This is a genomic window from Micromonospora sp. WMMD961, assembly GCF_029626145.1.
GTDB lineage: Bacteria > Actinomycetota > Actinomycetes > Mycobacteriales > Micromonosporaceae > Micromonospora.
Genome location: NZ_JARUBJ010000002.1, coordinates 5,876,724 through 5,898,401, shown reverse-complemented (window position 1 = coordinate 5,898,401; position 21,678 = coordinate 5,876,724). Strand labels below are relative to the sequence as shown.

The window sequence follows — 21,678 nt, the reverse complement described above, 5'->3', positions numbered from 1 at the left end:
CCCAGTGACCTTCGCTGTCCGCGTGATCCCGCCGGGCGGCTGTGTCAGTAGCTCTCGACTCGCACCCCGCCACGCGGACCCAGGACCAGCCGGGCGTATGGTTCGTCGCCCACGGTCCACTTCTTGCGCCCGATCCGCCTCGACGGGTACAGGTCGATCGAGGTCTCGGTGTCGACGCAGGGGCGCAGGCTCCCGCTCGACTCGCCGAGCCTGGTAACGCCGTCCTCATCGACGTCGATCACCTGGCCACGGGACGAGCTGTCCCAGTAGCCGGAGTGGTAGCGGTCGATGAGGTCGGCCTTGGCATCAGCGAGAGTCGGCCAGGACTCCCCATCCAACGGCATCTCGCCATGGGAGTAGCCGTTGCCGCCGTACCACAGTCCGAAGACTCGCATGGTGTCAACCTTCCACTATGGCAGCCATCATCAGGGGTGGGATGCCGGCCCACCCGACGCCCCGGAGGGCGTTTCGGCTTGTCAGCCTTGCAGTATCAGGCAAGGATGTAGTCCGCCTGGTAGATCGTTCGCCCCGCACCAAGGTCATAGATCGCCAGCTCACCGCGCTTGTTCGCGTCGGCGAAGGCCGCAGTGATCTCCGAGTGCACCCGGACTACGTCCAGGTACGTCACGCCCTCATGTACCCACACGCCCAGGTAGAGCCCGTGGAAGGCGACCTCCGGCAGCACCTTGGCAACCCACTCCTCGGTGAGCTTCACCAGGTCCGGCCCGGTCTCGGTGACCTTGATCCCGTGCTGACCCACCGCGTACCCGGTGGTCGGGACGCGCTGGCCCACGATCGCGGTCACCGTCCCGCCCTCACCCTGGTTGAGCAGGTCGAAGGCGATGGTGGCAGCGTCACGAGTGGTGGCCATGTCAGACTCCTCATGTGTCGTGTCAGTATTGCAGCATCACACGGACGTTCGCCGTGCTTACCGCGCCCCCATGCCAAGGTGTGAGCCTGGTAAGCCATCCCTCCGGCGGTTGAGGCCATCAAGGGGACGCTTCAGGGGGTACGGGCAGTCAGTCTGCGCACCGTGGCCGGATCGAGCGCATCGCCGGCCGCCGGGCAGAGTGCTCCCGTCGTTCTTCATCTCCGCTATGTAGTTCTCAACTTACGAGCCACCGACGTTTCCGAGCCTCGCGTTTCGCGTCGACCCCTCAGCCCGTCCCGGCCTGCTGTGTTGCGGTGTTAGCCTTGCAGTTTCGATCCGGGCTGTCAAGTCCGGTTTGCCTGGCGTCGGGGGGTGCCTGCTGGGCTGCGGCCGAACCGTTCTAACCCGGTACCCCCGGCGGTGGTGCCGCCGTCCCTGCCTTGCAGAACTGACCCTAGTGCATCCGGCCCGATACTGCAACCTTGCCATCCGGCCCGCTGTGCCGAGCGTGTGGGTACCGGCCCCTGACAGGTGGGGGAGCGATGCTCCCCGGCATCCCTGCCGGCCGTCCCGCTCAACTGCCCTGCGGTCCGCCGCTCCGCCGTGGTGGCCGGTGCGATGTGAGAACAGTAAGTGTCAGTCTTGCAGTATCGCAAGCTGTTGTGATGCCGGTCACATGCGTGCCTGTCTGCGCTGGTCAGAGTGGGTGCGCTGCCTGGTGCGTGGGCATGGCTGTCTATGTCTGCTTGGTGGCGCGAGGCTGTGGCCAGGCATGACGCGCTGAGAGCCAATCTGCGGCGCTGTGATGGGCGGACCCATCCTGCCCTAGCAGGGTTGCGCCGTTCGGCCGCGTGCCAGCCTTGCAGCATGGCTGCCGCACGTTGTGCCAGGTGGGGGCACCCTGCCCTGCCTGCACTGCCCTGATCAGTGGAGGGAACCGGGCGCGTCGCGTGATACAGCACTGCGCACAGCCTGTCCACGTGGTGCCGCTCACGCTTGACAGCCGGGAAGGGTGGGGGTATGACCCCCTCCGCCTCGCTCGCCGGACCGCCACGTGATAGCAGCTCCCATCGCGCCACGGTTTCAAGGTCGACCAGGACAGCAAGAAGCGCCGCCCCGAAGCCGGGACGGCGCTGCTCAGTGGCGGGATGCTGGACCCCTGAAGGGTCAGTCCTCCTCGTGCATAATCCGATCAAACTCCTCGCGGCTGATCTCACCCAGCCGGAGCCGGCGCGCGTTCGCCGCGAACTTGCCGAGGCCCTGGCCAACCTGAGACGGGGTGACCAGCTCGTTGCGGATCATGATGCTCTCGAACTCGCGCTCGGTGTCCTGACGGCTCATCTGTTCACCCATGCTGCAAGCATAACATCGGATCGCCGATGCCACCCCCTCCTGGGGGCTCCTGCCGGCGTGCCGGCGAGGGGTTGGGGTTGGGGCGAAGCGAGAGCGAAGATCGGTTCTCTGACGGTTCAAGGACGGTTAGGGCGAAGCTGGCTTCGTGTCGCTCGGAAGCTGGCTTCGTGTCGCTCGGAAGCCCACTTCACCCCGGTCGCCACCGGGGCGAAGCCCACTTCGCGTCGGTTGAGCAGGCACCTCATCCAACCGCCGATGCAGCGAAGCGACCGGGGCGAAGCCCACTTCATGCCGGTTGACCTGGGGATTCTCCGATCCCTCGATCCCGCCGTCGCCTAATACCCGAAGGGTGACCTGGCTCACTCGGAGGGGATGACACCGAACCCTTCGTCCGACCGGGATACATAGGTGTAAGGGTTAAACAGCTAAGCCGCGAAGCTGGTAGAGACCCCCTCCGGGGGTCAACGAAGCGAAGCCGCAGAGGCCCCTTCGGGGCCATGACGGTTCGCCGGTAAGCCGCGATACTGCATAGCTGTCAACTCTCAAGGCTGGGCCCTGGGTCGGCAGCTTCCGAGCACACGTCGTCGGGGCCATCACTCAGCGCAGTGAGGGGGGAGCCGCGTGCCAGGTTGGCAGAACAGCGACCGGCGCGAACGGCTCCCCCCTGACTGGGAGAGCAAGATCCGACCGCGCATCCTGCGGCGAGACGGCTACCGCTGCAAGGTGAACAACACCTATGGCGAGCGGTGCCCCGAGGTTGCGGCTGACGTCGACCACATCCGATCCGGCGACGATCACAGCGATGACAACCTCCGCGCGATCTGCGAGTGGCATCACGGCAAGAAGTCGGGCGCTGAAGGCGCGGCGGCTCTGGCCGCGAAGCGTCGGCGGATCAGCAAGAAGTACCGCAGGACCGAGGTTCACCCCGGCCTGATGTAGGGCGCGCTCCGGGTGGCCATCCCCGTCGAGCGTTGCTGGAGGTTCGAGCGCTGCGCATACCCTGCCCGCTCCCTCCGCCTGGCCCCTGCCCTGCCCCCTCTCCAGGGCAGGGGCCACACAGCGTCAGCGCGGTACGGCGACCTTGTGCTTCCTGGAGAACAGCCAGGCGATGACCCAGACCGGGGCCCACAGGCCGCACGTGAACAGCGTGATCATCGCGTGCATCCCGTGGCGGGCCCCGCCGGTCTTGACGACCTTCCACTGCTGTTGCGGTGGCTGAGGCGCGTAGCCGGGCGGCGGGTACTGCCCCTGCGGCGGCGGCGGGTACTGGCCCTGCGGCGGGTAGCCCTGCGGGCCTTGCGGGCCCTGCGGCGGATACGGCGGGTACTGCTGGTCGCTCATCGTTCCCCACTTCTGTACGGACAGACGGCCGATCTTGCCAGCGAGGTCCGACAGACCACAGTCAACTATCGGCCAGAGCCGAGGGACGGAGCGCCCCGTGAACGACCCATACCGCCGGTTCTGGGCCGCCTGCTGGCGCGTCTGGCTGGTCCTGGTGGCCGTGTCCTTCGCGGTGCTGGAAGGCATCGCGCTGTACCGGCGGAAGCCGGGGGACACCCTCAGCGAGAACACCCGCACCTGGCTGCGCACCGACAAGGGCTGGCGCTCCGCGGGCCCGCTCGCCTTCATCGGCGTCCTGGTCGCCTTCGTCGTCTGGTTCATCCCGCACATCGTCTGGGAGACCTGGTGAGGCTGGCCATCCACTTCGAGTGGGGCCAGTTCCGCCTGGCCATCGAGCGCGCGGCGCAAGCCCTGGACGAGCTGGCCGAGGCGGTCAGCGACGAGCCTGACGACGAGCAGGTGCCGGGGGAGCACCGCGACGGCATGTACCTGTAGGAGCTGCCGGCCGCGTGCCGCGCCTTACTCCTCCTCGGGGGAGTCGCCCCGCTGGATCTCAGCTTCGTAGGCCGCGATGACGCGCTCCATCCCCGCGAACGCCTGCATCGCCTCGTACTTCGCCGGGTCTTCCCGCCGTAGCCGGTCATGCATCTCTTCGCGGGTCTCGTGGTGGCCGGGGTCAACGCCTTCAGTCATACGCCCAGCTTACGGCGCAGTTACGACACCTCGGGGAGGTGACCAGATGGGCAGTCGAGGCCCGATCCCGAACCGCGAGGAAGACCTCGCGCGACCGCGAGAGCGGAAGGGCGGCGACGTCCAGGAGGTCACCAAGGGCACGGCGCTGCCGACGAAGGTTCCGCACGCGGATAGCGACTGGCACCCCATCGCCCGCAAGCTGTGGGACGCCGTCAAGGTCAGCGGCCAGACCACCTACTACCAGCAGAGCGACTGGGCTTACCTCTACTCGCTCTGCGACGACCTGAGCCACTACAAGAAGTCGTTCAAGCGCAGCTCGCAGATGGCGCAGGTCATCTACGCCGCGCTGGGGAATCTGCTTATCACCGAGGGGGACCGGCGACGCGCTCGCATCGAGCTGAGCGAGCCGGAGCCCGAGGTGAAGCCGGCCAGCGTGACGGCCATCGAGGACTACAAGCGCTCGCTCGGGATTGCCTGATGGCGCGGCGCAGCCGGCGCTGCCGACGCAAGGGCTGCCAGCTCACCGCCGAGGAGCACGAGCTTGTCGCCTGGGTCGAGCGCCTGAAGCTGACCACCCCAAGCCCCGACCTGCTACCTCCCCGGAACGGAGGCACCCCCGAGGGGAGGTGATCGCATGGCCGACGAGCCGCAGCCGATGACGGCCGAGGAGATCGAAGCCCTCGAACCGACGTACATCGGCCCCACCTGGGCGAGGAACCCGGACGGCTCCTGGTTCCTGCCGGAGCGCACGCTCGGCTGGCAGATCGCCGGCTGGTGCGCCGAGTGGCTGCTCTCCAAGGAGGGTGGGCCCTGGCGGTTCACCAACGAGCAGCTTCGCTTCCTGCTCTGGTGGTACGCGGTCGACGAGCACGGCGTCTTCATCTACCGCAAGGGCGTCCTCCAGCGCATGAAGGGCTGGGGCAAGGACCCCCTGCTCGCGGTGCTCTGCCTCGTCGAGATGGTCGGCCCCTCGCGGTTCTCCCACTTCGACGCCGCCGGCAACCCGGTCGGCGTCCCGCACCCGCAGGCGTGGGTGCAGGTGACGGCGGTCAACCAGTCGCAGACGACGAACACGATGAGCCTGATCCCCTCCCTGATGAGCGACGCCTTCCGTAAGGCGTACCGCGTCAAGGAGGGTGCGATCCTCATCCGCGCCAACGGTGGGCGCTGCCGACTGGAGGCCGTTACCTCCAGCTACCGGGCCCTCGAAGGTAAGCGCACGACCTTCACCCTGCTCAACGAGACGCACCACTGGATCGCCGGCAACCACGGCCACCAGATGTACGAGACGATCGACGGCAACGCGACCAAACTGGACAGTCGCTACCTGGCCATCACGAACGCCTACCTGCCCGGTGAGGACAGTGTCGGCGAGCGGATGCGCGAGGCGTACGACAAGGGCGTAGAGCGCCGCGAGCGCGCCCGCTCCACGGGCGAGGAGCTGCAAGCCGTTGACATCGGCTACCTGTACGACTCGATCGAGGCGCACCCGCGGACGCCGCTGACCGAAGAAGCACTGACCATCGTGCTGCCGAAGATCCGGGGCGACGCGGTCTGGCTGAACGTCAAGACGATCATCCAGTCGATCCACGACACGACGATGAGCATCGCCCGCTCGCGGCGCATGTGGCTCAACCAGGTCGTGGCCGACGAGGACGCGATCTACGGTCCGGGCGACTGGGAGCCGCTGGGGGACGAGGAGCTGATGCTCCGCCCCGGCGATGAGATCGTGGTCGGCTTCGACGGCGGCAAGTCGGACGACAGCACCGCCCTCGTCGGGCTGCGGCTGTCGGACCTGAGCGCGTTCGTGCTCGGGCTCTGGGAGAAGCCAGACGGCCCTGCCGGCGACGGTTGGGAGGTCAATCGCCTCCAGGTCGACTCGGCCGTGCACGAGGTCTTCCGCACGTTCAAGGTCAGGGCGATGTACGCCGACGTCGCGCTCTGGGAGAGCTTCATCCTGGAGTGGGAAGCGGCGTACGGCGAGGGCCTGGGCGTCAAGGCGTCCGAGCGCTCCGCCATCGGGTGGGACATGCGCCAGTCGCTCCAGCGGGTCACCCGCGCACACGAGCGGCTGATGACCGCCATCTTCGACGGCCGGATCAAGCACGACGGCGACCGATCGCTGAAGCGTCACGTGCTCAACGTCTTCCGCCGCGAGAACAACTACGGCGTGTCCTTCGGGAAGCAGTCGCGTGAGAGCAAGCGCAAGGTCGATCTCTACGCCGCGTTGATGCTCTGTCACGAGGCGATGCACGACCTCCGCACGCGCGGCAAGAAGCAGAAGGTCAAGACCGGTCGGGGCTACTTCCTCTGACCGATACTGCAAGGCTGACAGGACGGTGATGAACATGGCGACGAGCCCCGCCGGCCTGGCGAAGCAACTGCTGGCCATCCTGCACAAGGATCTCGACGCGCTCCAGCGGATCGATGACTACCTTCAGGGTGCTCATGACGACCCGTACATGCCGGAGAACTGCTCGGACGAGTACAAGCTCCTGGCGCGACGCTGTGTCTCCAATTGGATGCCCCTGCTGGTCGGCACTCCGGCGCAGGCGATGTACGTCGACAGCTTCCGGCGCGGCAACCAGAGCGAGCGGCCCAAGGACGGCGTGCTCCCTGAGTGGCGGCACTGGCAGGAGTCGCGGCTCGACGCCCGGCAGATCGCCGTGCACCGTGGCGCGCTGGCTTACGGCCACAGCTTCACGGTCACGGAGAAGCTGCGGAACGGCAAGATCCGCACCAAGGGCCTGAGCGCCATGCGGACCTCGGCCGTCTTCGAGGACCCCGCCAACGACCACGTCCCCTACGCGGCGCTCACGGTCACCCGCTTCCCGCAAGGCGAAGAGGACCGGGGCAAGGCCCGGATGTGGGACGGCACCCGCGAGTACGCGGTGATCTTCAAGTCGCTCGGCGACAACGAGGGCGTCACCGTCAAGAAGGTCAAGGCCCACGGCGCGAAGGAGTGCCCGGTCACTCGGTTCGCCGCAGCGGTGGACCTGGAGGGCCGGACCTGCGGCGTCATCGGCCCGATGATCGAGCTTCAGAACCGGATCAACCAGTCGGTTTTCGACCTGCTGGTGGCGCAGACCTACAGCTCGACGAAGGTCCGCACCGCAACCGGCATGGCCCCGCCCCTGGAGCGCGACGAGAACGGCGAGATCAAGCTCGACGAGAAGGGCCAGCCGATCCCGCTGCCCGTCAACGTCAACGCCTCGCGGTTCCTGTTCGCCGAGGACGACACGGTCAAGTTCGACACCCTCGACGAGACGCCGCTCGGCGGCTTCATCGAGAGCATCGACATGAGCATCCGGCACCTGTCGGCACTCAGCCAGACCCCGCCGCACCACCTCCTCGGGCAGATCGCCAACCTCAGCGCGGAAGCCCTGCTGGCCGCGGAGACCGCCCTCGCTCGCAAGATCGAGGAGTTCCGCAAGTCGTTCGGCGAGAGCTGGGAGCGGGTCTTCCGCCTGGCCGCCGAGATGGAGGGCATCACCGCCTCCGCCGAGGACTACTCCGGCGAGGTGCTGTGGCGCGACATGGAGCAGCGCTCCCTGGCGCAGGCCGCGGACGCCCTCGGCAAGCTGCGTGAACAGCTCCAGATCCCCGCTCGCGGCCTCTGGCCTCGCGTCCCGAACGCGACGAAGAACGAGCTGGACGAGTGGGAGCGCATCGTCAAGGAAGACGACCTGGAGCGCCAGTTCACCGAGGCCCTTCACCGGGCCGGCGGCGAGCGCTCCGGCGACCGTGAGCGCGTTCCGGCGTGACCACGGCAGCGCGGGCGGCGGAGGCTGACAAGGCTTCCGTCGCCTTCCACGCCGCGCTGACCCAGATCGGTGCCGCCACGATCGAGGACGCCCTCAAGCTCTGGGCGGGCGTACCTCCGACCACGACCGCCGCGACCGCCGCGAGGTGGCTCGCTGACGCGGTGCACCTGGTCATGACTCGCCGGTCGCGCTCGCGCGATCTGGCCATGGCCTACTACCGGCTGGCTCGCGCTCTGCGTACTGGCAAGACCGTCGCGGACCCGCGTCGACCGGAACCGAAGTACGTCACGTTGGCCATGCTCCGACGTGAGTTCGAGCTGTTGGCAGGTGATCCGCTCGCCGAGCCCCTGGAGGGCCGGGAGCGCACCACGCCGGCGGCTGATGACTCACAGTCACGTCCCGGTTCGGGTAGTGACGAGGAGCTGATCGAGGTTGAGGAGATCCCCGACTCCGCCCGCGAGGAGGAGCGCCTGGAGCGCGCCGCCGAGCAGGAAGCACGGGACTCCCTGATCAAGGCCGGGCCGCTGCTCATGCGTAAGAAGCTCCTGGACGTCGACACCCGGGAGCCGGCCGAGAAGGTCGACGAGCAGCGCGACGAGGCGCACCAGGCCGCCGGCAGGCAGCAGTCCTCCACCGCGGAGCGCGTCACCCTCGACGGTGCGCGCGGCACGGTCTGGAGATACGCCGAACGCGACCGCCGCGTCATCGGCTACGTGCGGCTCTCGCGCACCGGAACCCCCTGCGGGTGGTGCGCCATGTTGATCAGCCGAGGCGTGGCCTACAAGAGCCAGCGCGGTGCCGAGTACAGCGACGGCGATAAGTACCACAACAACTGCCACTGCTACGCCGAGCCGATCTACGACAAGCAGCAGTACGCCACCTCCGAGCTGACCGCGCTCAACCGCGAGTACCAGAAGCTCTGGCCCCAGGTGACGGCTGGCCTGTCCGGCAAGGCAGCAGTGCGCGCCTGGCGGAAGTTCATCCGCGAGCAAGAGAAGGACCGCGCCCAGGCGGCGCGGCAGCAGACAGCCCAGGAGGCGTAACCGTGTCCAAGCCGGACGAGAGCACCAGCACCGAGACCACCGAGCAGAGCGCGCCCGAGACCCCTGCGGAGAAGCCGGCCGACAAGCCGGACGCCCCGGAGGCCGAGGTCGACGAGCGCGACAACGAGCTGCCCGAGTGGGCTCGCAAGAAGCTGACCAAGGCAAACGCCGAGTCGGCGAACTACCGGACCCGGCTGCGGGAGGCGGAGGCGAAGCTCGCCGAAGCCAAGACCCCGCAGGAGATGGAGGCGGCCATCGCTGCCTTCAAGGACACGAACGCCAAGCTGGAGCGCCAGATCCTCGTGCGCGATGTCGCCGATGAGGTGGGCCTCCCGAAGGAGCTGGCCGCGCGCCTGGTCGGCGATACCCGCGAGGAGCTGGTCGCCGACGCGAAGAACCTCGCCAAGTTCGCCCCCACCGAGGAGCGCGAGCCCGACGAGCTGAGCGGCGGCCTGGACCCCTCCGACCGCGAGGGTGCCTTCGACCCCGTCAAGGCGGCCCGCGAGGCGATGACCCGCCGCTACTGACCAACCCCAACACCGCAGGCCCGAGTCGCTGTGACTCGGGCCTTCTTCATGCCCGTAGGAGGGCCAACCAGTGGTGCACCAGGTAGTTAAGCCCGAGAAGATCGCCGCAACCGCTGCGGTCCTCCTGGAGCAGTCCCTCGTCGTGCCGGCCGTGTTCCGGCGCGAGGGCATCGACCAGTTCAAGGGTGTCGAGAACGACACCATCAACATCACCGTCGAAGGTGTGCTGCCGTGGCGGACCTACGGCTGGCGCAACGACCGGTCGACCGAGATCCAGTTCGACGAGTACAAGGAACGGAAGATCGCGGTCACCTTCGGTGGCGACATCTACAACGCGGTCAAGCTGACCGACGAGCAGAACGAGTTCGACCTCCCGGGTTGGGCGAAGCTCGCGCGGAAGCAGACCGAGGCGATCGGCAAGGGCCTGGAGGCCCTGGCCACCGAGCAGCTTGTGGAGGCTCCGTACACCGTCTCCCTCGGTGTGGACTCGGAGAACCTGAAGGCCGGTCTGATCCGGGCTCGGGCGACCATGAACAAGCTGCACGTCCCGGCGGGCGCGCGGACGATCCTGGTCGGCACCGACTGGGAGGCCGCGCTCCTGGAGGACGAGAAGCTGAACCTGGCGTCCAACGTCGGTGAGGCCGAGGCCGTCTCCCAGCTCCGCGAGGCCACCCTCGGCCGGCGCTACGGCTTCAACTTCGTCGTGGCCCAGGAGCTTCCGCCGACCATGGCCGTCGCCATGGTGGACAGCGCGTTCGTGTTCCTGACCGGTGCGCCCAGCGTGCCGCAGTCGGTTCCGTTCGGCGCGAGCGCCAGCTACAACGGCGTCGCCATCCGGTGGCTGCGGGACTACGACAGCACCCGCTTCCAGGACCGCTCGATCTTCAACACCTACCGGGGCTTCCGGTACGTGGACGACATCCTGGTGGGCACCAACGCCTCGAACCAGCGCTTCGTCGGCCAGTACGAGCACTTCGTGCGGGCGATCCGCCTGGACCTCGACGGTACCGACTCGCTGCCGAACGGCACCGCCGGCCGCGCCGCGATCGGCCGCACCCCGGCCGAGGACAACGAGCTGGCGACGATCACGGGTCTCGGCACCAAGGCTGCGTGACCTCTCTGAGCAGGGCCGATGCTGCAAGGCTGGCATCGGCCCTGCTCGCCCCTCGTGAGTAAGGAGACCGCAGTTGGAGCCCTTCGCCTCGCTCGACGACCTGAAGGCCCGCCTGGACTGGGCACTGAGTGAGGACGAGGAGCGGATCGCGGACAGCGCGCTTGAGGACGCCTCCGAGCTGGCTCGCGCCTACGGCCGGGACTGGGATGCCGACGCCGCGCCCCGCCTGGTCCGCTCGCTGGTCCTCAAGGCGTGTGCGCGGTACCTGCGCAACCCTGACGGCTACACCACCTCGCGGGCCGGCGACGAGACGTTGTCCTGGAGCGACGCGCACGGGCGCGACGCCGGCAGCGTCTACTTCACCCGCGAGGAGCAGGGTCTCCTGAAGACCCTCGCGGGTGGCGCGGTCGGCATCTTCTCGGTGCCGATGACCGCCTGGCGCGGCGGCCCCGGTCGCCCGACCCAGACGACCGTGCGTACCGCCGGCACCGACGAGCCCTTCGAGTTCTGGTCGGGGGCTGATCCCTGGTGAGCCTGCAACGACGGCGCGGGCAGCTCGCCCGCATCTGGAAGACCAAGGTCACCACCGACAACCGGGGCAACGAGATCCGCGTAGCCGATCCGAACGACGTGCACGAGGTGCGCGTCTGGGCGATCCCGCAGCGGTCAGCTCGCGCCGAGGTCCCTGGTCAGCAGCAGATCAACGTGATCCGCATCGGCACCGCCGCGGACCTGGAGCGCGTCGACCTGTACTCCCGCGTCGAGTACGGCGGAACGGTCTGGGACGTCGTGACGCCGCCGGCCTACCACCACGGCACTCGGCATACCCGGCACTGGTCCCTGGACCTGCGGGAGCGCCCCTGATGGCCGAGGTGTACCGCCGCGTCCAGGGTGTCGGCGCTGGGATGGAGGTCCAGGAAGCGCTGGCCAATCAGATCGAGGTCCAGGCGTGGCTGGCCGACTATGCCTTCGAGGCCAAGGCCAAGGGGGACGCACTGCTGGTGCAGGCCCACCTGGACAACGACGCCGCCCAAGGTGACGGCGACGACGGCCACGCGGAGATCCTGGTCGAGCACGGCGACGTCGACTGGTACGTCACGCTCTCCGACGAGCGCGGCGAGAAGGCCGCCCTGTCCATCGAGTACGGCCGGGCCGCCGGCTACTACGAGATCGAGGACCAGCGCGGCAACGTCCGCAAGGTCGAGTACGGCGCGATGGAGGGCACGTTCATCCTTCACCGGGCGACGAACCTGCCCCGCAAGCAGGGCGCGGCCAAGCCGGTGCGGACGAAGCCGAAGCGCATCAAGGTCGATTACCGCAAGCGGCAGGCTGCCCGCAGGACCGGGGGGTCTGACTGATGGCCGGTATCCCATCCGAGGTGCGGGCGCTCGCCGAGCTGAGCCCCGTCGAAGACCTTCTCCTTCCGATCCTGCGTGAGGGCCTGCCCGGGGTGCCCGTGCAGTCGCTCATCACCGCTGACCAGAAGTTCCCCCTGGTGCTGCCTCGCCGCATCCCGCACTTCGGGGAGTGGAGCGCCGACCAGCGATTCACCGACGAGGCGGACGTGACGGTCCAGTGCTTCGCCGAGGACCCGGACGGCGACGAGGACGCGGCGATCCTCTCCGAGGCTGTCCGCGTGGTTCTGCGCGACGCCGGCCTATCGGGCAAGGCGGTCCCGGGTCGCGGCCGGATCATCAGCGTCCGCATGACGTCGGCCCCGCGCCGAGCCACTGACTGGGCCACGGCCACCGGGCCGGTCCAGTACGCCGACCTGCCAACGGGCGTCATCCGCTACGAGACGCAGTACCGGGTCGCCATCCGCAAGCCGCGTCAGCGCCCCTTCCTCCCCTAACCCGCTCGCCCAGCACCCCGCCACGAAGCCGTGAGCGGGGTCTTCGGCATGTCCTCAAGGAGCCGCCCTCGTGGCACTCAACGACGACGCCACTCTCGTCATCGGCAGTGGCAACTTCTACACCGCGCCGACCGGCACCGAGCTGCCGGACGACCTGACCGCCATCACCACGCCGTGGGACAAGGTCGGCCACACCAGCCTGGAGGACATCTTCACGATCACCTCCGAGGGCGGCGAGGCGACCACCCTGGGCACGCTTCAGAACAAGAGCTTGAGGACGAAGTACAGCCCCCGTCAGGAGACCTGGGCGTACACCCTCCAGCAGTTCGACACGCCGGGCCTGAAGCTGTTCTACGGCTCCAACGCCCCGACCCTGGCCAACGGCCTGCTCGGCGTCCCGCAGGACCCGGTGCCGACCGTCTGCGCGTTCCTCGTGGTCTTCGTGGACGGCGAGAACCTGTTCGGCTTCTACGCGCCGAAGGCCGAGGTGTACCGCAACGACGACATGTCGCTGTCGGACACCGAGTCGCTGGCCGGTCTGCCGCTCGGCGTCAAGCCGATGATCCTCGGCACCAACGAGTGGGCGTACGCGGTGACGCCGCTGGGCGACGCGCCGACCCCCTGAGCCGCGCCTCACGCAAGCCACCCCGCCCGCGATGCCTAGCGGACCCGTCGCGGGCGGGGCCCTTCGGGGCTCCCCTCTCGGTCCGCTGCCTTCTCTTCCATCCCAACCCTGGAGGTCCGCTACCCCATGGCCACGATCACTCTTGACTCCATCCGCGCCGCCGCCGAGGCGAAGTACGGCTCGCTGGACATCGAGCTGGGCGACGAGACCGTTCGCCTGCTCAACCCGCTGCGCCTGGCGAAGGCCAACCGGGACGCGCTTCTCGCGGTGCAGTCGCGGCTGAACGCCGAGGACGACGACGCCGACCAGGGCGAGCTGCTGACCGAAGCGCTGCGCCTGGTCGTCGATGGCAAGACCAAGGCGGACAAGCTGATCAAGGCGCTCGGCGGTGACCTGGCCCTGCTCGCCGAGGTCTTCGAGAGCTACGTGAAGGGCACCCAGGCGGGGGAAGCCTCGGGCTCGGACGCCTGATCGACGAGTACGGCGAGGGGCTGTACCCCGATCTCCTGCGTCACTACCAGGTTGACCTGGTCGACGTGGTTGAAGGTCGCGGTCCGGCCCCTCGCCTCGCGCTCGCTCTCGCGCTGGGCCTGCCCGACACCTCGCTCACCTCCGCCCTCGCGTCCGGCGGCAGGGAGCACTACGGCTGGGGCGTTGACCGCCACCTGGCCGCAGACACCTACGACGCGCTCAACGCCAACACCCGAGCCACCGGCAACTGGAAGAAGGGCAAGAGCCCTGACTTCCCGGCCTGGCCTCGGCCGAAGCGCACTGCGGCCGAGGCCGAGCAGAAGAAGCCGGTCTCCGTCGCGGACATCTTCCACCGCATGACACGGAGGTAGCTCATGCCCGCCGGCACGATCATCGGCCGGATCAGCGTCAAGGTGCTGCCGGACACCGACGACTTCCGCCGTGACGCACAGAAGAAGCTGGACCTGATCGAGAAGGGCCTCCAGGTGGAGGCTCGCATCGAGCTGAAGGACACCGGCCTCGCGCAGCAGGCGAAGGCGGCCAGGGCCAAGGCACAGGCCCAGATGAAGGACCTGACGCTCAACGTCAACCTGGACAACCAGAAGTCGCTGATGCGCTCCATCGGCCAGGTCCAGGCCGAGCTGGACAAGCTCGACAACACCACGCTGAAGGTCGATCTCAACCGCGACGACCTGAACGCGGCGGCCGACCTGCTGAAGGAGCGCCTGGACGAGGTCGCCACCCTCGACCTGAAGATCGACCGCAAGTCGCAGGCCGGACTTGAGTCGGCCATCGACCAGATCAACAAGCAGCTCGTCGAGATGGAGAAGATCGACTTCTCCGTGAAGCTCGACCGGCCGTCGCTGATTAAGGCGCGCGACGAGATCCAGGCCGAGCTGGAGAGCAAGATCCAGCTCCAGGTGGAGGTTGACCGCCAGGCGGCCAACGCCATCCGGCAGCGCATCGTCTCCCAGCTCGCCGACATCCCGATCAGCACGAAGCTCGACGAAGCCAAGATCAAGACCGTCATGCGGCAGATCGAGGGCTACCTCGACCAGCTCGAAGACCTCAAGGCCGTCATCACGCCGGAGATGGACGAGCGGGCCAAGGCTCAGGTCAACCGCGATATCGACGACATCAAGGACAAGATCGACAAGCTCAAGGCTGAGATCAAGCCCGATGTCTCGATGCCCTTCTGGGCCAACGCCTGGAAGACGCTCGCCACCCTGACGCGGGACCGCTTCGTCCACATCTACCCGAAGGTCAACGAGGCCGCGCTCGCCGCCTCCATGGCCGCGATCAACCGACTCTCCGGCGCTCGCGTGGTGACCACGTACGTCCGAGAGCTGGGCGAGGCCCTGGGCGACCTGGACAAGAGCGCCCCGAAGATCGGCGCGATCTCGACGGCCATCGTCACGCTGGGCGGCGCGGCGGCCAACGCCCTCGGCTCCCTGTTCTCCCTGGCCGGCGCGCTGATCAGCATGGCCCCTGCGGCGCTCGCGCTGCCTGGCCTGTTCGGCGGCATGGCCCTCGGGGCTATCGCCGCAGGCGTCGCCTTCCAGGACTTCAGCAAGCACGTCCCCGGCCTCAAGGCCCGCTGGGATGAGCTGCGGGCGACGATCTCGGACAACTTCTGGGACAAGGCCGCGAAGCCCATGCGGGACATGGTCGCCACCCTGTTCCCGCAGTTCGCGGCCGGCATGTCGCTCATCGGCACCAAGACCGGCGAGTTCTTCGGCAAGTTCTCCGACTCCCTGAGCAAGGCGCTTGACGGCCGGCTCGAAGGGATGTTCGCCAACCTCGGCAAGTCGATCGACATCGCCGGCAACTCGACCGGCTCGCTGGCGAACATCATCGCCATCCTGGGTGACCTCGGGTCGCAGTACCTTCCCCGGCTCGCTCAGTGGTTCGTCGACATCACCCAGAAGTTCTCGGACTTCCTCACTCGCGCCAGCGCGAGCGGCGAGCTGAAGACGTGGGTCGACAACGGCATCACGGCCTTCTTGCAGCTCGCGGACGTCCTGAAGTCTCTCGGGTCGATCTTCCTCAGCCTGTCCGAGGCAGCGACCCTCGGTGGTGGCGGCACCCTCGGTGGGATGGCGGTGACCCTCGGGGCCATCGCCAAGGCGGCAGACAGCCCGGTCTTCAAGGGGCAGCTCGCCGAGTTCTTCCGCTCCACCCGTGAGTCGATGGACCTGATCGGCCAGACCGCCGGACCGGCTCTGGAGCGGATGTTCAGCTCCTTGCTGACGACCTTCACCAACGTGCTGCCCACGGCGGCGATCGTGGTCGGCACCGCGCTCGACGCCATCGCCACGGCGCTCGGTGACCCTGCCTTCTCCATGGGCTTGTCGTCGATGTTCCACGGCTTGAAGGAGGGCATCGCCGCCCTGGCACCCGTGGTCTCCACGGTCGGCCCGGTGCTCGGCATGCTGGCGCAGGTCGTCGGCACGCTGCTGGCCGCGCTGGGCCCGCTCATCGCGGCGGTCCTGTCCGCGCTGTTGCCCGCGCTGAGTTCGCTCCTGCCGGTGCTGATGCCGATCATCGAGATCCTGGGCGGCGCACTGACCCAGATCGTGACGGCGCTGGCCCCTGTGCTGGCCGCCATCGCAACCCTGTTCGCGCAGCTCCTCGCGGCAGTGATGCCGCTCCTGGCTCCACTGCTCCAGCTCGTGATGGCCATCCTGACGCCGCTCCTCGCGGTGATCACGCAGGTCATCACGGCAGCCATGCCCCCGCTGGTCGACGCCTTCCTCCGCCTCAGCGCGGCGCTCGCCCCGGTGATCGAGATCCTGACGGCTGTCGTCTCGGTGCTCATGACCGCGCTCGCGCCGGCCATCGAGTTCGTCGCCGGCCAGGCCATCAACATCCTGGTCGCGGCCATCGAGTCGATCGCCCAGGTCTTCGAGGGCGTCGTCAAGATCGTCATGGGGATCTGGAACGCCTGGTCCGCCGCCTTCCGGGGCGACTGGTCGGCGGTCTGGGAGTCGGTCAAGCAGGTCTGGTCCGGCGTCTGGGACGTCATCTCCGGCCTGTTCAGCCTGGCCCTGGTCGGCATCCTCAACGCCCTGAAGGTCGCCGGCTCTGCGATCAGCTCCGCCTGGTCGTCGATCTGGAACGGCATCAAGTCGTTCTTCTCGTCGATCTGGGACAGCATCACGTCGTTCCTGTCCGGGGCCATGAGCGCCATCGTCGACCTGATCTCGGTCGGGCTGCGGAACATGAAGGGCAACTTCACCGAGAGCTTGAGCCTGATCAAGAGCACGGTCACCACGGCGTTCAACGCGGTGAAGACCACGGTCAGCGACAAGATCGGTGACGTCGTCAGCACCCTGAAGGACTTGCCCGGCAAGGCGAAGGCCGCCCTGGGCAACATGAGCAACCTGCTGGTCAGCGCCGGCAAGCAGCTCATCCAGGGCTTCATCGACGGCATCAAGGGCATGTTCGGCAACGTTCAGGGAGCCCTGGGCAGCCTGACGTCCAGCCTGCCCGACTGGAAGGGCCCCGAGTCCCTTGACCGGGTGCTCCTGGTCGACGCCGGCCGCCTGGTCATCGGCGGCTTCATCCGCGGCATGGAATCCCAGTACGACGCCGTCCGGCGCTCGCTGGCGGGACTGACCGCCGACATCAGCGGCATGGCCATCACCGGCCCTTCGGTCAGCGGCGCTGCCTCGCGCAGCCTCGCGGCCAAGCTGTCGGCCGCCATGGGCGACATCTCCACGGACGGCCCAGTCATCAAGCAGTTCATCTACAACGCCGCGCCGAACCAGTCCCTCGACGCAGAGGAAGACCTGTTCGCCGCGGTTGGACGCGCAAGGTGGGGGTGGTAAGTAGGTGCCTCGACTTCAACTGGAGTCGGCGGCGGACGTGTTCAACCTCGACGATGTCCTGAACAAGGACGTTGGCGTGCAGGCCCTTGCCGGCGTGACTGGCCTGGGCCTGCCCGAGGTTGCTACCCAGTGGTTGGAGGGTGCCGGCGACGGTGCCCGCTTCCGGGGTAAGCGCGACCGCCCCCGCGACATCGACCTGCCGCTCTACCTCGCCGGCCAGAACCGCGAGCAGTTGACCGAGCTGCTGGACCGCCTGGCCATCATGCTCGACGGCGAGTGCACGCTCCGCCTGGTGGAGGACGACGGCAACGACTGGTCGACGAAGGTCCACTTCGTGGCCGGCGGCAACTACGCCTACGGCATCGACACAAACGGCGAGCGCGACCTCCGCACGGTCATCACCGTACGAGCCGGCGACCCGTACTGGACCTACTCGCGGTCGATCTCGAAGAAGATCACCAACGCCGGAGCCGGGCGCGGCCTGGTCGGCAAGCTCGCCAGCATGAAGGTCAGCTCCAGCCAGGCCATCGGCACGATCCTGCTGGAGAACGCCGGCACCGCGCCGGCCTACCCGCTGTGGACCGTGGTCGGCCCTGGCCGCAACTTCACGGCGGTCTCTGCCGTGGGCCGAGGCTTCACCTGGACGGGCACCCTCGCGGCCGGCGAGACGCTGACCGTGGACACGCAGACCGGCGCTGTCGTCGACAACCTCGGCCGCAACCGCTACGGCGAGTTGGCCGCAGCGCCCAAGCTCTGGAGCGTTCCTCCGGGCATCACCGAGGCAACCGCCTCACTGGAGTCGACGACCACCGCCAGCTCCATCACGTGCACCTGGCGGCCCCGCAAGAGGATGGTGGTGTGACGTGAAGCTGGCGGACATCACCGTCGAAGTGCGGGACAAGAGCCTCGCCCGGATCGGTCAGATCCGACCCGAGGATCTGGACCTCGAACTGTCCGACCTGCACAACAACGTCGGCACCTGGAAGCTGAGGCTGGCTGCGGAGCACCCCCTCGCGGGTGTTCTGCGCCAGCCCGGCTCGGGCATCATCGTCACCGGCCCGAGCGACGTGCTGTTCTCGGGCCCCACGGTGAAGCCGGAGAACCAGGCCACCGCGACGGACCCGGCGGGCCTGGTCACGTTCGAGGGTGTCGACGACACGGTCCTGTTGGCTGACGCGCTGGCGTTCCCGCAGCCGAGCAACGCCGACCCCGAGACGCAGACGCAGGCGCACGACATCCGCACCGGCAACGCCGAGACGCTGATGCACGCCTTCGTATCCGCCAACATCGGCCCGGGTGCTCCGGCGGCCCGGCGTACCTCTGGCCTGCTGGTCGCCAAGCTCACCATGGGCGCGAACCTCGCTCGCGGCCCGGTCACCACCAAGAGCGCCCGCTTCCCGGTCCTGGGCAACCTGCTCTCCGAGCTGGCCGCCACGGCGAACCTGGGCTTCCGCATCGTGCAACGCGGCAACGTCCTGGTCTTCGAGACCAGCGCGGTAGCCGATCGCAGCGCGGAGATCCGCCTCGACATCCGCAACAACACCCTCGCCGGCCACAAGGTGGCGATCAGCCCGCCGGGCAGCACCCGCGCGATCGTCGCCGGCCAGAACGAAGGCGTGAATCGCCAGTTCCTCCAGGTCACCACGGCGGAGTCCCTGGCCGGCGAGAGCGACTGGGGCCGGCGCATCGAGCGCTTCGTCGACCAGCGCAACACCGACAAGATCGAGGAGCTGCGCCAGGCCGGGCTGGAGCGCCTGGCCGACGACGGAGCCTCCACTCTCGCCGTCCAGGTCGTGCCGATGGAAGACAGCAGCATGGACTTCGGCGTCCACTGGAACGTGGGGGACAAGGTCGGCGTCGTCGTCGAGCAGCAAGAGCTGTCGACCACCGTCACCGGCTACATCCTGAAGGTCGACAAGGACGGCTTCCGCCTGGGCGCGGTGCTCGGCGACCCGTCCGGCTTCAACCCGGACGCGGCGCTGGCGAAGCGGGTGCAGAACACCGAGTCGCGGGTGAGCGCCCTGGAGCGCAACGCCGAGGCGAACACCGACCTGGAGCCGCAGGTCGGCGACCTGATCACGCAAGTCAACAGCCTGGACGTTCGGACCGACATCCTGGAACTGGCGCAGCATCTTCCGACGAACGCGGCAGTAGAGGCCGACCCGCCCGCAGGGAAGTACCCGCTGGGCATCTCCGTGATGGGGACGACCACGGGTGCGGGCTGGTCGGTCGGCGACAGCTACGGCACGGTCGTCACCAACTACTGGGCCGACAACCGGTGCCAGCAGTGGTTTCACCACTACGCGAACACCGACGACACCTGGCGACGGACCTACCACAGCTCCACTGGCTGGCGGCCCTGGAAGAAGCTGGCCTACAACGAGGACAGCTACTACGCCAGGACCGGCGCACTGACCGCAGGCCAGTGGTACCGGATCGCCTCGTTCGGTGCCGACACAGGAGCCGGCGCGAAGGCCGCCGCTGAGTTTGTGATCAGCAGCGACCAGAACCACACCTTCCTGCGGCTGCGCGCCAGCGTGGCCTTCAACTCCCCGCGCGCCACGATCTCGGTGGAGGAGTGCTCCGGCTACCAGGACACCCCGCTGTTCACCCTCGCCCGCATCGTCGGGCTGAACGGGCTCAGCGGCGGGCACGCGCTGGAGCTGTACTGCACCGGCCTGACGAGCGCGGGGTCCGTACGCATCGACGTCAAGCACGACGACTGGCGGGGCGGCAACAGCCAGCCGGCCGCCCAGCGTTGGGGCTCAATCGGCCTCGCGGCAGTGCCGGCCACACCGACCTCCCCGCAGACCGTTCTGCTCCAGCGGGGCGTCTGGTACACGGGCGACTGGACCTACGCGACCTACCAGAACGGCTGGAGCCAGCTCAGCGGCTACGGTCCGGCTCGGTTCCGCATGAGACCAGGCGGCGAGGTCGAGATCGGCGGGGTGGTCCGAGGCGGAACCATCAACTCGGAGGGCGGTGCGCCGAGCTTCACGCTCCCGGTCGGCTGCCGACCCGGCTTCCGCACCGTCTACGCATCCCTGAACGGAAGCAACACCATCGCTCGCGGCGACGTGTATCCAGACGGCCGAGTCTGCGTGATCATCGGCAGCCCCGGTAGCCACAGCTTCGACGGCATCACGTTCCTCGCTGAGAACTGACAACCGGAGGTAACAGACGTGGCCCTGATCGGCCCTTGGATCAACCAGACGAGCCTCGACACCGCTACCAACGAGTGGGTCATCGAGGGCATCGAGCCCGACCCGGACGTCCCCTGGGAGCCCATGGGCCGGATCGTCATCCGCATCCCTGTCAACAGCGTTGCCCGCGCCTCGCTGTACGACCCCCCGCCGATGGACCCGCCCGCCGCGGAGCCGGAGCCCGAGGACCCGTTCCCCCTGCCGGACATCGAAACGACCGACTGACCTCCCTTCCGAAGCCCCCTGAGCCCACGCGGTTCGGGGGGGCTTCCCCATGCCCGCAGGAGACCCACTCAGTGGCTATCACCTCGTACCCCTTCGACGACCAAGACACCAGCGAGACGCAGTACAGCCGGTTGTTCCGCGAGCTTCAGGACTCCGGCGTGGTGGACTCGATCACCGGCACCGGCTTCCAGGTGAGCGCCGACAGCTCCGGCATGAACGTGAAGGTCCAGCCCGGCTACGCCATCGAGCGCGGTCACGCCGTCAGCTCGACCGCCGTTGAGCCGCTGACGATCGGCGCGTCGACCAGCGCGGCACGCATCGACCGTGTGGTGCTCCGCCTGGACCCGACCGCGAACGGCATCAACCTCGCGGTCCTGCCGGGCACGCCCGGCGCTGGCGTCCCGTCTCTGACGCAGACCGATACGGGCCTGTACGAGATGGCGCTCGCTCGGGTCACGGTCGACGCCAACGCGCTCACCATCGCGCCGGACAAGGTCACCGACGAGCGGCCCTTCGCCGGTCAGCGGGTCGGCTCCTGGCGCACCAGCACCCGCCCAACGAGCCCGCGCTACGGCCGGCTCGGCATCAACCTCGACACCGGCAAGTGGGAGTTCCACAACGGCTCCGGCTGGGTGGACCTGATCCCCGCGACGGTCGACAACTCGATCCGCTGGGGCGGCTTCACGGTGACGGTCTCGAAGACCACGCCATCCGGCACGCCCACGGCTGACCGCATCTGGATTCAGCCGACCAGCTAAGGAGGCAC

General features: G+C 68.2%; 27 protein-coding genes and 1 other RNA gene. 22 read left to right on the top strand and 6 right to left on the bottom strand.

All coding sequences use genetic code 11. The features are described 5' to 3' along the window. Window positions 1-44 precede the first annotated feature (44 nt). From O7614_RS26775 to O7614_RS26760, 4 genes are all read right to left on the bottom strand, one after another. A complete protein-coding gene (locus tag O7614_RS26775) occupies window positions 45-395 on the bottom strand; it encodes a hypothetical protein (RefSeq protein WP_278141193.1) in 351 nt (116 codons plus the stop codon). 15 nt (window positions 396-410) lie between these two features. Beyond that, an RNA gene (locus O7614_RS26770) (hammerhead ribozyme type II) lies at window positions 411-474 on the bottom strand. A 16-nt stretch (window positions 475-490) separates the two neighbouring features. After that, window positions 491-871 carry a hypothetical protein gene (locus O7614_RS26765; RefSeq protein WP_278141192.1) on the bottom strand — a complete coding sequence of 127 codons (381 nt, stop codon included), beginning with the start codon at window positions 869-871 and terminating at the stop codon, window positions 491-493. A 1,167-nt stretch (window positions 872-2,038) separates the two neighbouring features. Continuing rightward, entirely contained in the window at window positions 2,039-2,224 is a 186-nt protein-coding gene (locus tag O7614_RS26760) for a hypothetical protein (RefSeq protein ID WP_278141191.1), read from the bottom strand. Window positions 2,225-2,845: 621 nt separating this feature from the next. On the opposite strand from O7614_RS26760, the gene O7614_RS26755 reads away from it, so the two are divergent. Continuing rightward, window positions 2,846-3,163 (top strand): HNH endonuclease, encoded by a 318-nt coding sequence (locus tag O7614_RS26755; protein WP_278141190.1) that lies wholly within the window; start codon window positions 2,846-2,848, stop codon window positions 3,161-3,163. A gap of 123 nt (window positions 3,164-3,286) precedes the next feature. Here the strand turns inward: O7614_RS26755 and O7614_RS26750 are convergent, their stop codons facing one another. Further along, window positions 3,287-3,565 carry a hypothetical protein gene (locus O7614_RS26750; RefSeq protein WP_278141189.1) on the bottom strand — a complete coding sequence of 93 codons (279 nt, stop codon included), beginning with the start codon at window positions 3,563-3,565 and terminating at the stop codon, window positions 3,287-3,289. A 97-nt stretch (window positions 3,566-3,662) separates the two neighbouring features. Here O7614_RS26750 and O7614_RS26745 point away from each other — a divergent pair, with 97 nt between their 5' ends. Beyond that, the gene (locus O7614_RS26745) at window positions 3,663-3,914 is read left to right on the top strand and encodes a hypothetical protein (RefSeq protein WP_278141188.1); all 252 of its coding nucleotides are present in this window, start codon (window positions 3,663-3,665) and stop codon (window positions 3,912-3,914) included. Next, on the top strand, window positions 3,911-4,060 hold the full coding sequence (locus tag O7614_RS26740; protein WP_278141187.1) for a hypothetical protein: 150 nt from the start codon (window positions 3,911-3,913) through the stop codon (window positions 4,058-4,060). The genes O7614_RS26745 and O7614_RS26740 overlap by 4 nt, the downstream gene beginning before the upstream one ends. Before the next feature lie 24 nt (window positions 4,061-4,084). On the opposite strand, the gene O7614_RS26735 is transcribed toward O7614_RS26740, so the two are convergent. Further along, entirely contained in the window at window positions 4,085-4,258 is a 174-nt protein-coding gene (locus tag O7614_RS26735) for a hypothetical protein (RefSeq protein ID WP_278141186.1), read from the bottom strand. A 46-nt stretch (window positions 4,259-4,304) separates the two neighbouring features. Here O7614_RS26735 and O7614_RS26730 point away from each other — a divergent pair, with 46 nt between their 5' ends. The 19 genes from O7614_RS26730 to O7614_RS26640 all read left to right on the top strand — a co-directional run bounded on the left by O7614_RS26730 (window position 4,305) and on the right by O7614_RS26640 (window position 21,670). After that, window positions 4,305-4,736, top strand: coding sequence for a hypothetical protein (locus O7614_RS26730; protein WP_278141185.1), 432 nt, complete (start codon window positions 4,305-4,307; stop codon window positions 4,734-4,736). Beyond that, window positions 4,736-4,888, top strand: a complete 153-nt coding sequence (locus O7614_RS26725; RefSeq protein ID WP_278141184.1) for a hypothetical protein — start codon at window positions 4,736-4,738, stop codon at window positions 4,886-4,888. Before O7614_RS26730 ends, O7614_RS26725 begins: the two co-directional genes overlap by 1 nt. Window positions 4,889-4,892: 4 nt before the next feature. Then, window positions 4,893-6,572: a terminase gene (locus O7614_RS26720; RefSeq protein ID WP_278141183.1), complete on the top strand. Its 1,680-nt coding sequence runs from the start codon at window positions 4,893-4,895 to the stop codon at window positions 6,570-6,572. Between the two features lie 34 nt (window positions 6,573-6,606). Next, window positions 6,607-8,022, top strand: coding sequence for a phage portal protein (locus O7614_RS26715; protein ID WP_278141182.1), 1,416 nt, complete (start codon window positions 6,607-6,609; stop codon window positions 8,020-8,022). Next, on the top strand, window positions 8,019-9,065 hold the full coding sequence (locus O7614_RS26710; RefSeq protein ID WP_278141181.1) for a hypothetical protein: 1,047 nt from the start codon (window positions 8,019-8,021) through the stop codon (window positions 9,063-9,065). Before O7614_RS26715 ends, O7614_RS26710 begins: the two co-directional genes overlap by 4 nt. A gap of 2 nt (window positions 9,066-9,067) precedes the next feature. After that, complete coding sequence (locus O7614_RS26705) at window positions 9,068-9,592, top strand: hypothetical protein (protein ID WP_278141180.1); 525 nt, start codon at window positions 9,068-9,070, stop codon at window positions 9,590-9,592. Between the two features lie 73 nt (window positions 9,593-9,665). Then, window positions 9,666-10,706, top strand: a complete 1,041-nt coding sequence (locus O7614_RS26700) for a hypothetical protein (protein ID WP_278141179.1) — start codon at window positions 9,666-9,668, stop codon at window positions 10,704-10,706. A 73-nt stretch (window positions 10,707-10,779) separates the two neighbouring features. Continuing rightward, a complete protein-coding gene (locus O7614_RS26695; RefSeq protein ID WP_278141178.1) occupies window positions 10,780-11,238 on the top strand; it encodes a hypothetical protein in 459 nt (152 codons plus the stop codon). Continuing rightward, complete coding sequence (locus tag O7614_RS26690; protein ID WP_278141177.1) at window positions 11,235-11,570, top strand: phage head-tail adapter protein; 336 nt, start codon at window positions 11,235-11,237, stop codon at window positions 11,568-11,570. The genes O7614_RS26695 and O7614_RS26690 overlap by 4 nt, the downstream gene beginning before the upstream one ends. Continuing rightward, window positions 11,570-12,064, top strand: coding sequence for a hypothetical protein (locus O7614_RS26685; RefSeq protein WP_278141176.1), 495 nt, complete (start codon window positions 11,570-11,572; stop codon window positions 12,062-12,064). Before O7614_RS26690 ends, O7614_RS26685 begins: the two co-directional genes overlap by 1 nt. Continuing rightward, window positions 12,064-12,558 (top strand): hypothetical protein, encoded by a 495-nt coding sequence (locus O7614_RS26680; protein WP_278141175.1) that lies wholly within the window; start codon window positions 12,064-12,066, stop codon window positions 12,556-12,558. Before O7614_RS26685 ends, O7614_RS26680 begins: the two co-directional genes overlap by 1 nt. Window positions 12,559-12,628: 70 nt before the next feature. After that, window positions 12,629-13,183, top strand: a complete 555-nt coding sequence (locus tag O7614_RS26675) for a hypothetical protein (RefSeq protein ID WP_278141174.1) — start codon at window positions 12,629-12,631, stop codon at window positions 13,181-13,183. A gap of 126 nt (window positions 13,184-13,309) precedes the next feature. Then, window positions 13,310-13,654, top strand: coding sequence for a phage tail assembly protein (locus O7614_RS26670; RefSeq protein WP_278141173.1), 345 nt, complete (start codon window positions 13,310-13,312; stop codon window positions 13,652-13,654). Between the two features lie 65 nt (window positions 13,655-13,719). Then, window positions 13,720-14,025, top strand: coding sequence for a hypothetical protein (locus O7614_RS26665; protein ID WP_278141172.1), 306 nt, complete (start codon window positions 13,720-13,722; stop codon window positions 14,023-14,025). A gap of 3 nt (window positions 14,026-14,028) precedes the next feature. Further along, window positions 14,029-17,484 carry a hypothetical protein gene (locus O7614_RS26660; protein ID WP_278141171.1) on the top strand — a complete coding sequence of 1,152 codons (3,456 nt, stop codon included), beginning with the start codon at window positions 14,029-14,031 and terminating at the stop codon, window positions 17,482-17,484. A 4-nt stretch (window positions 17,485-17,488) separates the two neighbouring features. Beyond that, complete coding sequence (locus O7614_RS26655; protein WP_278141170.1) at window positions 17,489-18,346, top strand: phage tail domain-containing protein; 858 nt, start codon at window positions 17,489-17,491, stop codon at window positions 18,344-18,346. Between the two features lies 1 nt (window position 18,347). Further along, window positions 18,348-20,648, top strand: coding sequence for a hypothetical protein (locus O7614_RS26650; protein WP_278141169.1), 2,301 nt, complete (start codon window positions 18,348-18,350; stop codon window positions 20,646-20,648). Window positions 20,649-20,666: 18 nt separating this feature from the next. Further along, entirely contained in the window at window positions 20,667-20,912 is a 246-nt protein-coding gene (locus O7614_RS26645) for a hypothetical protein (RefSeq protein ID WP_278141168.1), read from the top strand. A 71-nt stretch (window positions 20,913-20,983) separates the two neighbouring features. After that, entirely contained in the window at window positions 20,984-21,670 is a 687-nt protein-coding gene (locus tag O7614_RS26640) for a hypothetical protein (protein ID WP_278141167.1), read from the top strand. Window positions 21,671-21,678: the final 8 nt, after the last annotated feature.

Bases quoted from the DNA above. Each gene is read 5' to 3' on its own strand.
- O7614_RS26720 (WP_278141183.1), top strand. From the start codon at position 4,893: ATGGCCGACGAGCCGCAGCCGATGACGGCCGAGGAGATCGAAGCCCTC.
- O7614_RS26775 (WP_278141193.1), bottom strand. From the start codon at position 395: ATGCGAGTCTTCGGACTGTGGTACGGCGGCAACGGCTACTCCCATGGC.
- O7614_RS26670 (WP_278141173.1), top strand. From the start codon at position 13,310: ATGGCCACGATCACTCTTGACTCCATCCGCGCCGCCGCCGAGGCGAAG.
- O7614_RS26760 (WP_278141191.1), bottom strand. From the start codon at position 2,224: ATGGGTGAACAGATGAGCCGTCAGGACACCGAGCGCGAGTTCGAGAGC.
- O7614_RS26765 (WP_278141192.1), bottom strand. From the start codon at position 871: ATGGCCACCACTCGTGACGCTGCCACCATCGCCTTCGACCTGCTCAAC.
- O7614_RS26715 (WP_278141182.1), top strand. From the start codon at position 6,607: ATGGCGACGAGCCCCGCCGGCCTGGCGAAGCAACTGCTGGCCATCCTG.
- O7614_RS26685 (WP_278141176.1), top strand. From the start codon at position 11,570: ATGGCCGAGGTGTACCGCCGCGTCCAGGGTGTCGGCGCTGGGATGGAG.
- O7614_RS26725 (WP_278141184.1), top strand. From the start codon at position 4,736: ATGGCGCGGCGCAGCCGGCGCTGCCGACGCAAGGGCTGCCAGCTCACC.
- O7614_RS26730 (WP_278141185.1), top strand. From the start codon at position 4,305: ATGGGCAGTCGAGGCCCGATCCCGAACCGCGAGGAAGACCTCGCGCGA.
- O7614_RS26750 (WP_278141189.1), bottom strand. From the start codon at position 3,565: ATGAGCGACCAGCAGTACCCGCCGTATCCGCCGCAGGGCCCGCAAGGC.
- O7614_RS26660 (WP_278141171.1), top strand. From the start codon at position 14,029: ATGCCCGCCGGCACGATCATCGGCCGGATCAGCGTCAAGGTGCTGCCG.
- O7614_RS26735 (WP_278141186.1), bottom strand. From the start codon at position 4,258: ATGACTGAAGGCGTTGACCCCGGCCACCACGAGACCCGCGAAGAGATG.
- O7614_RS26680 (WP_278141175.1), top strand. From the start codon at position 12,064: ATGGCCGGTATCCCATCCGAGGTGCGGGCGCTCGCCGAGCTGAGCCCC.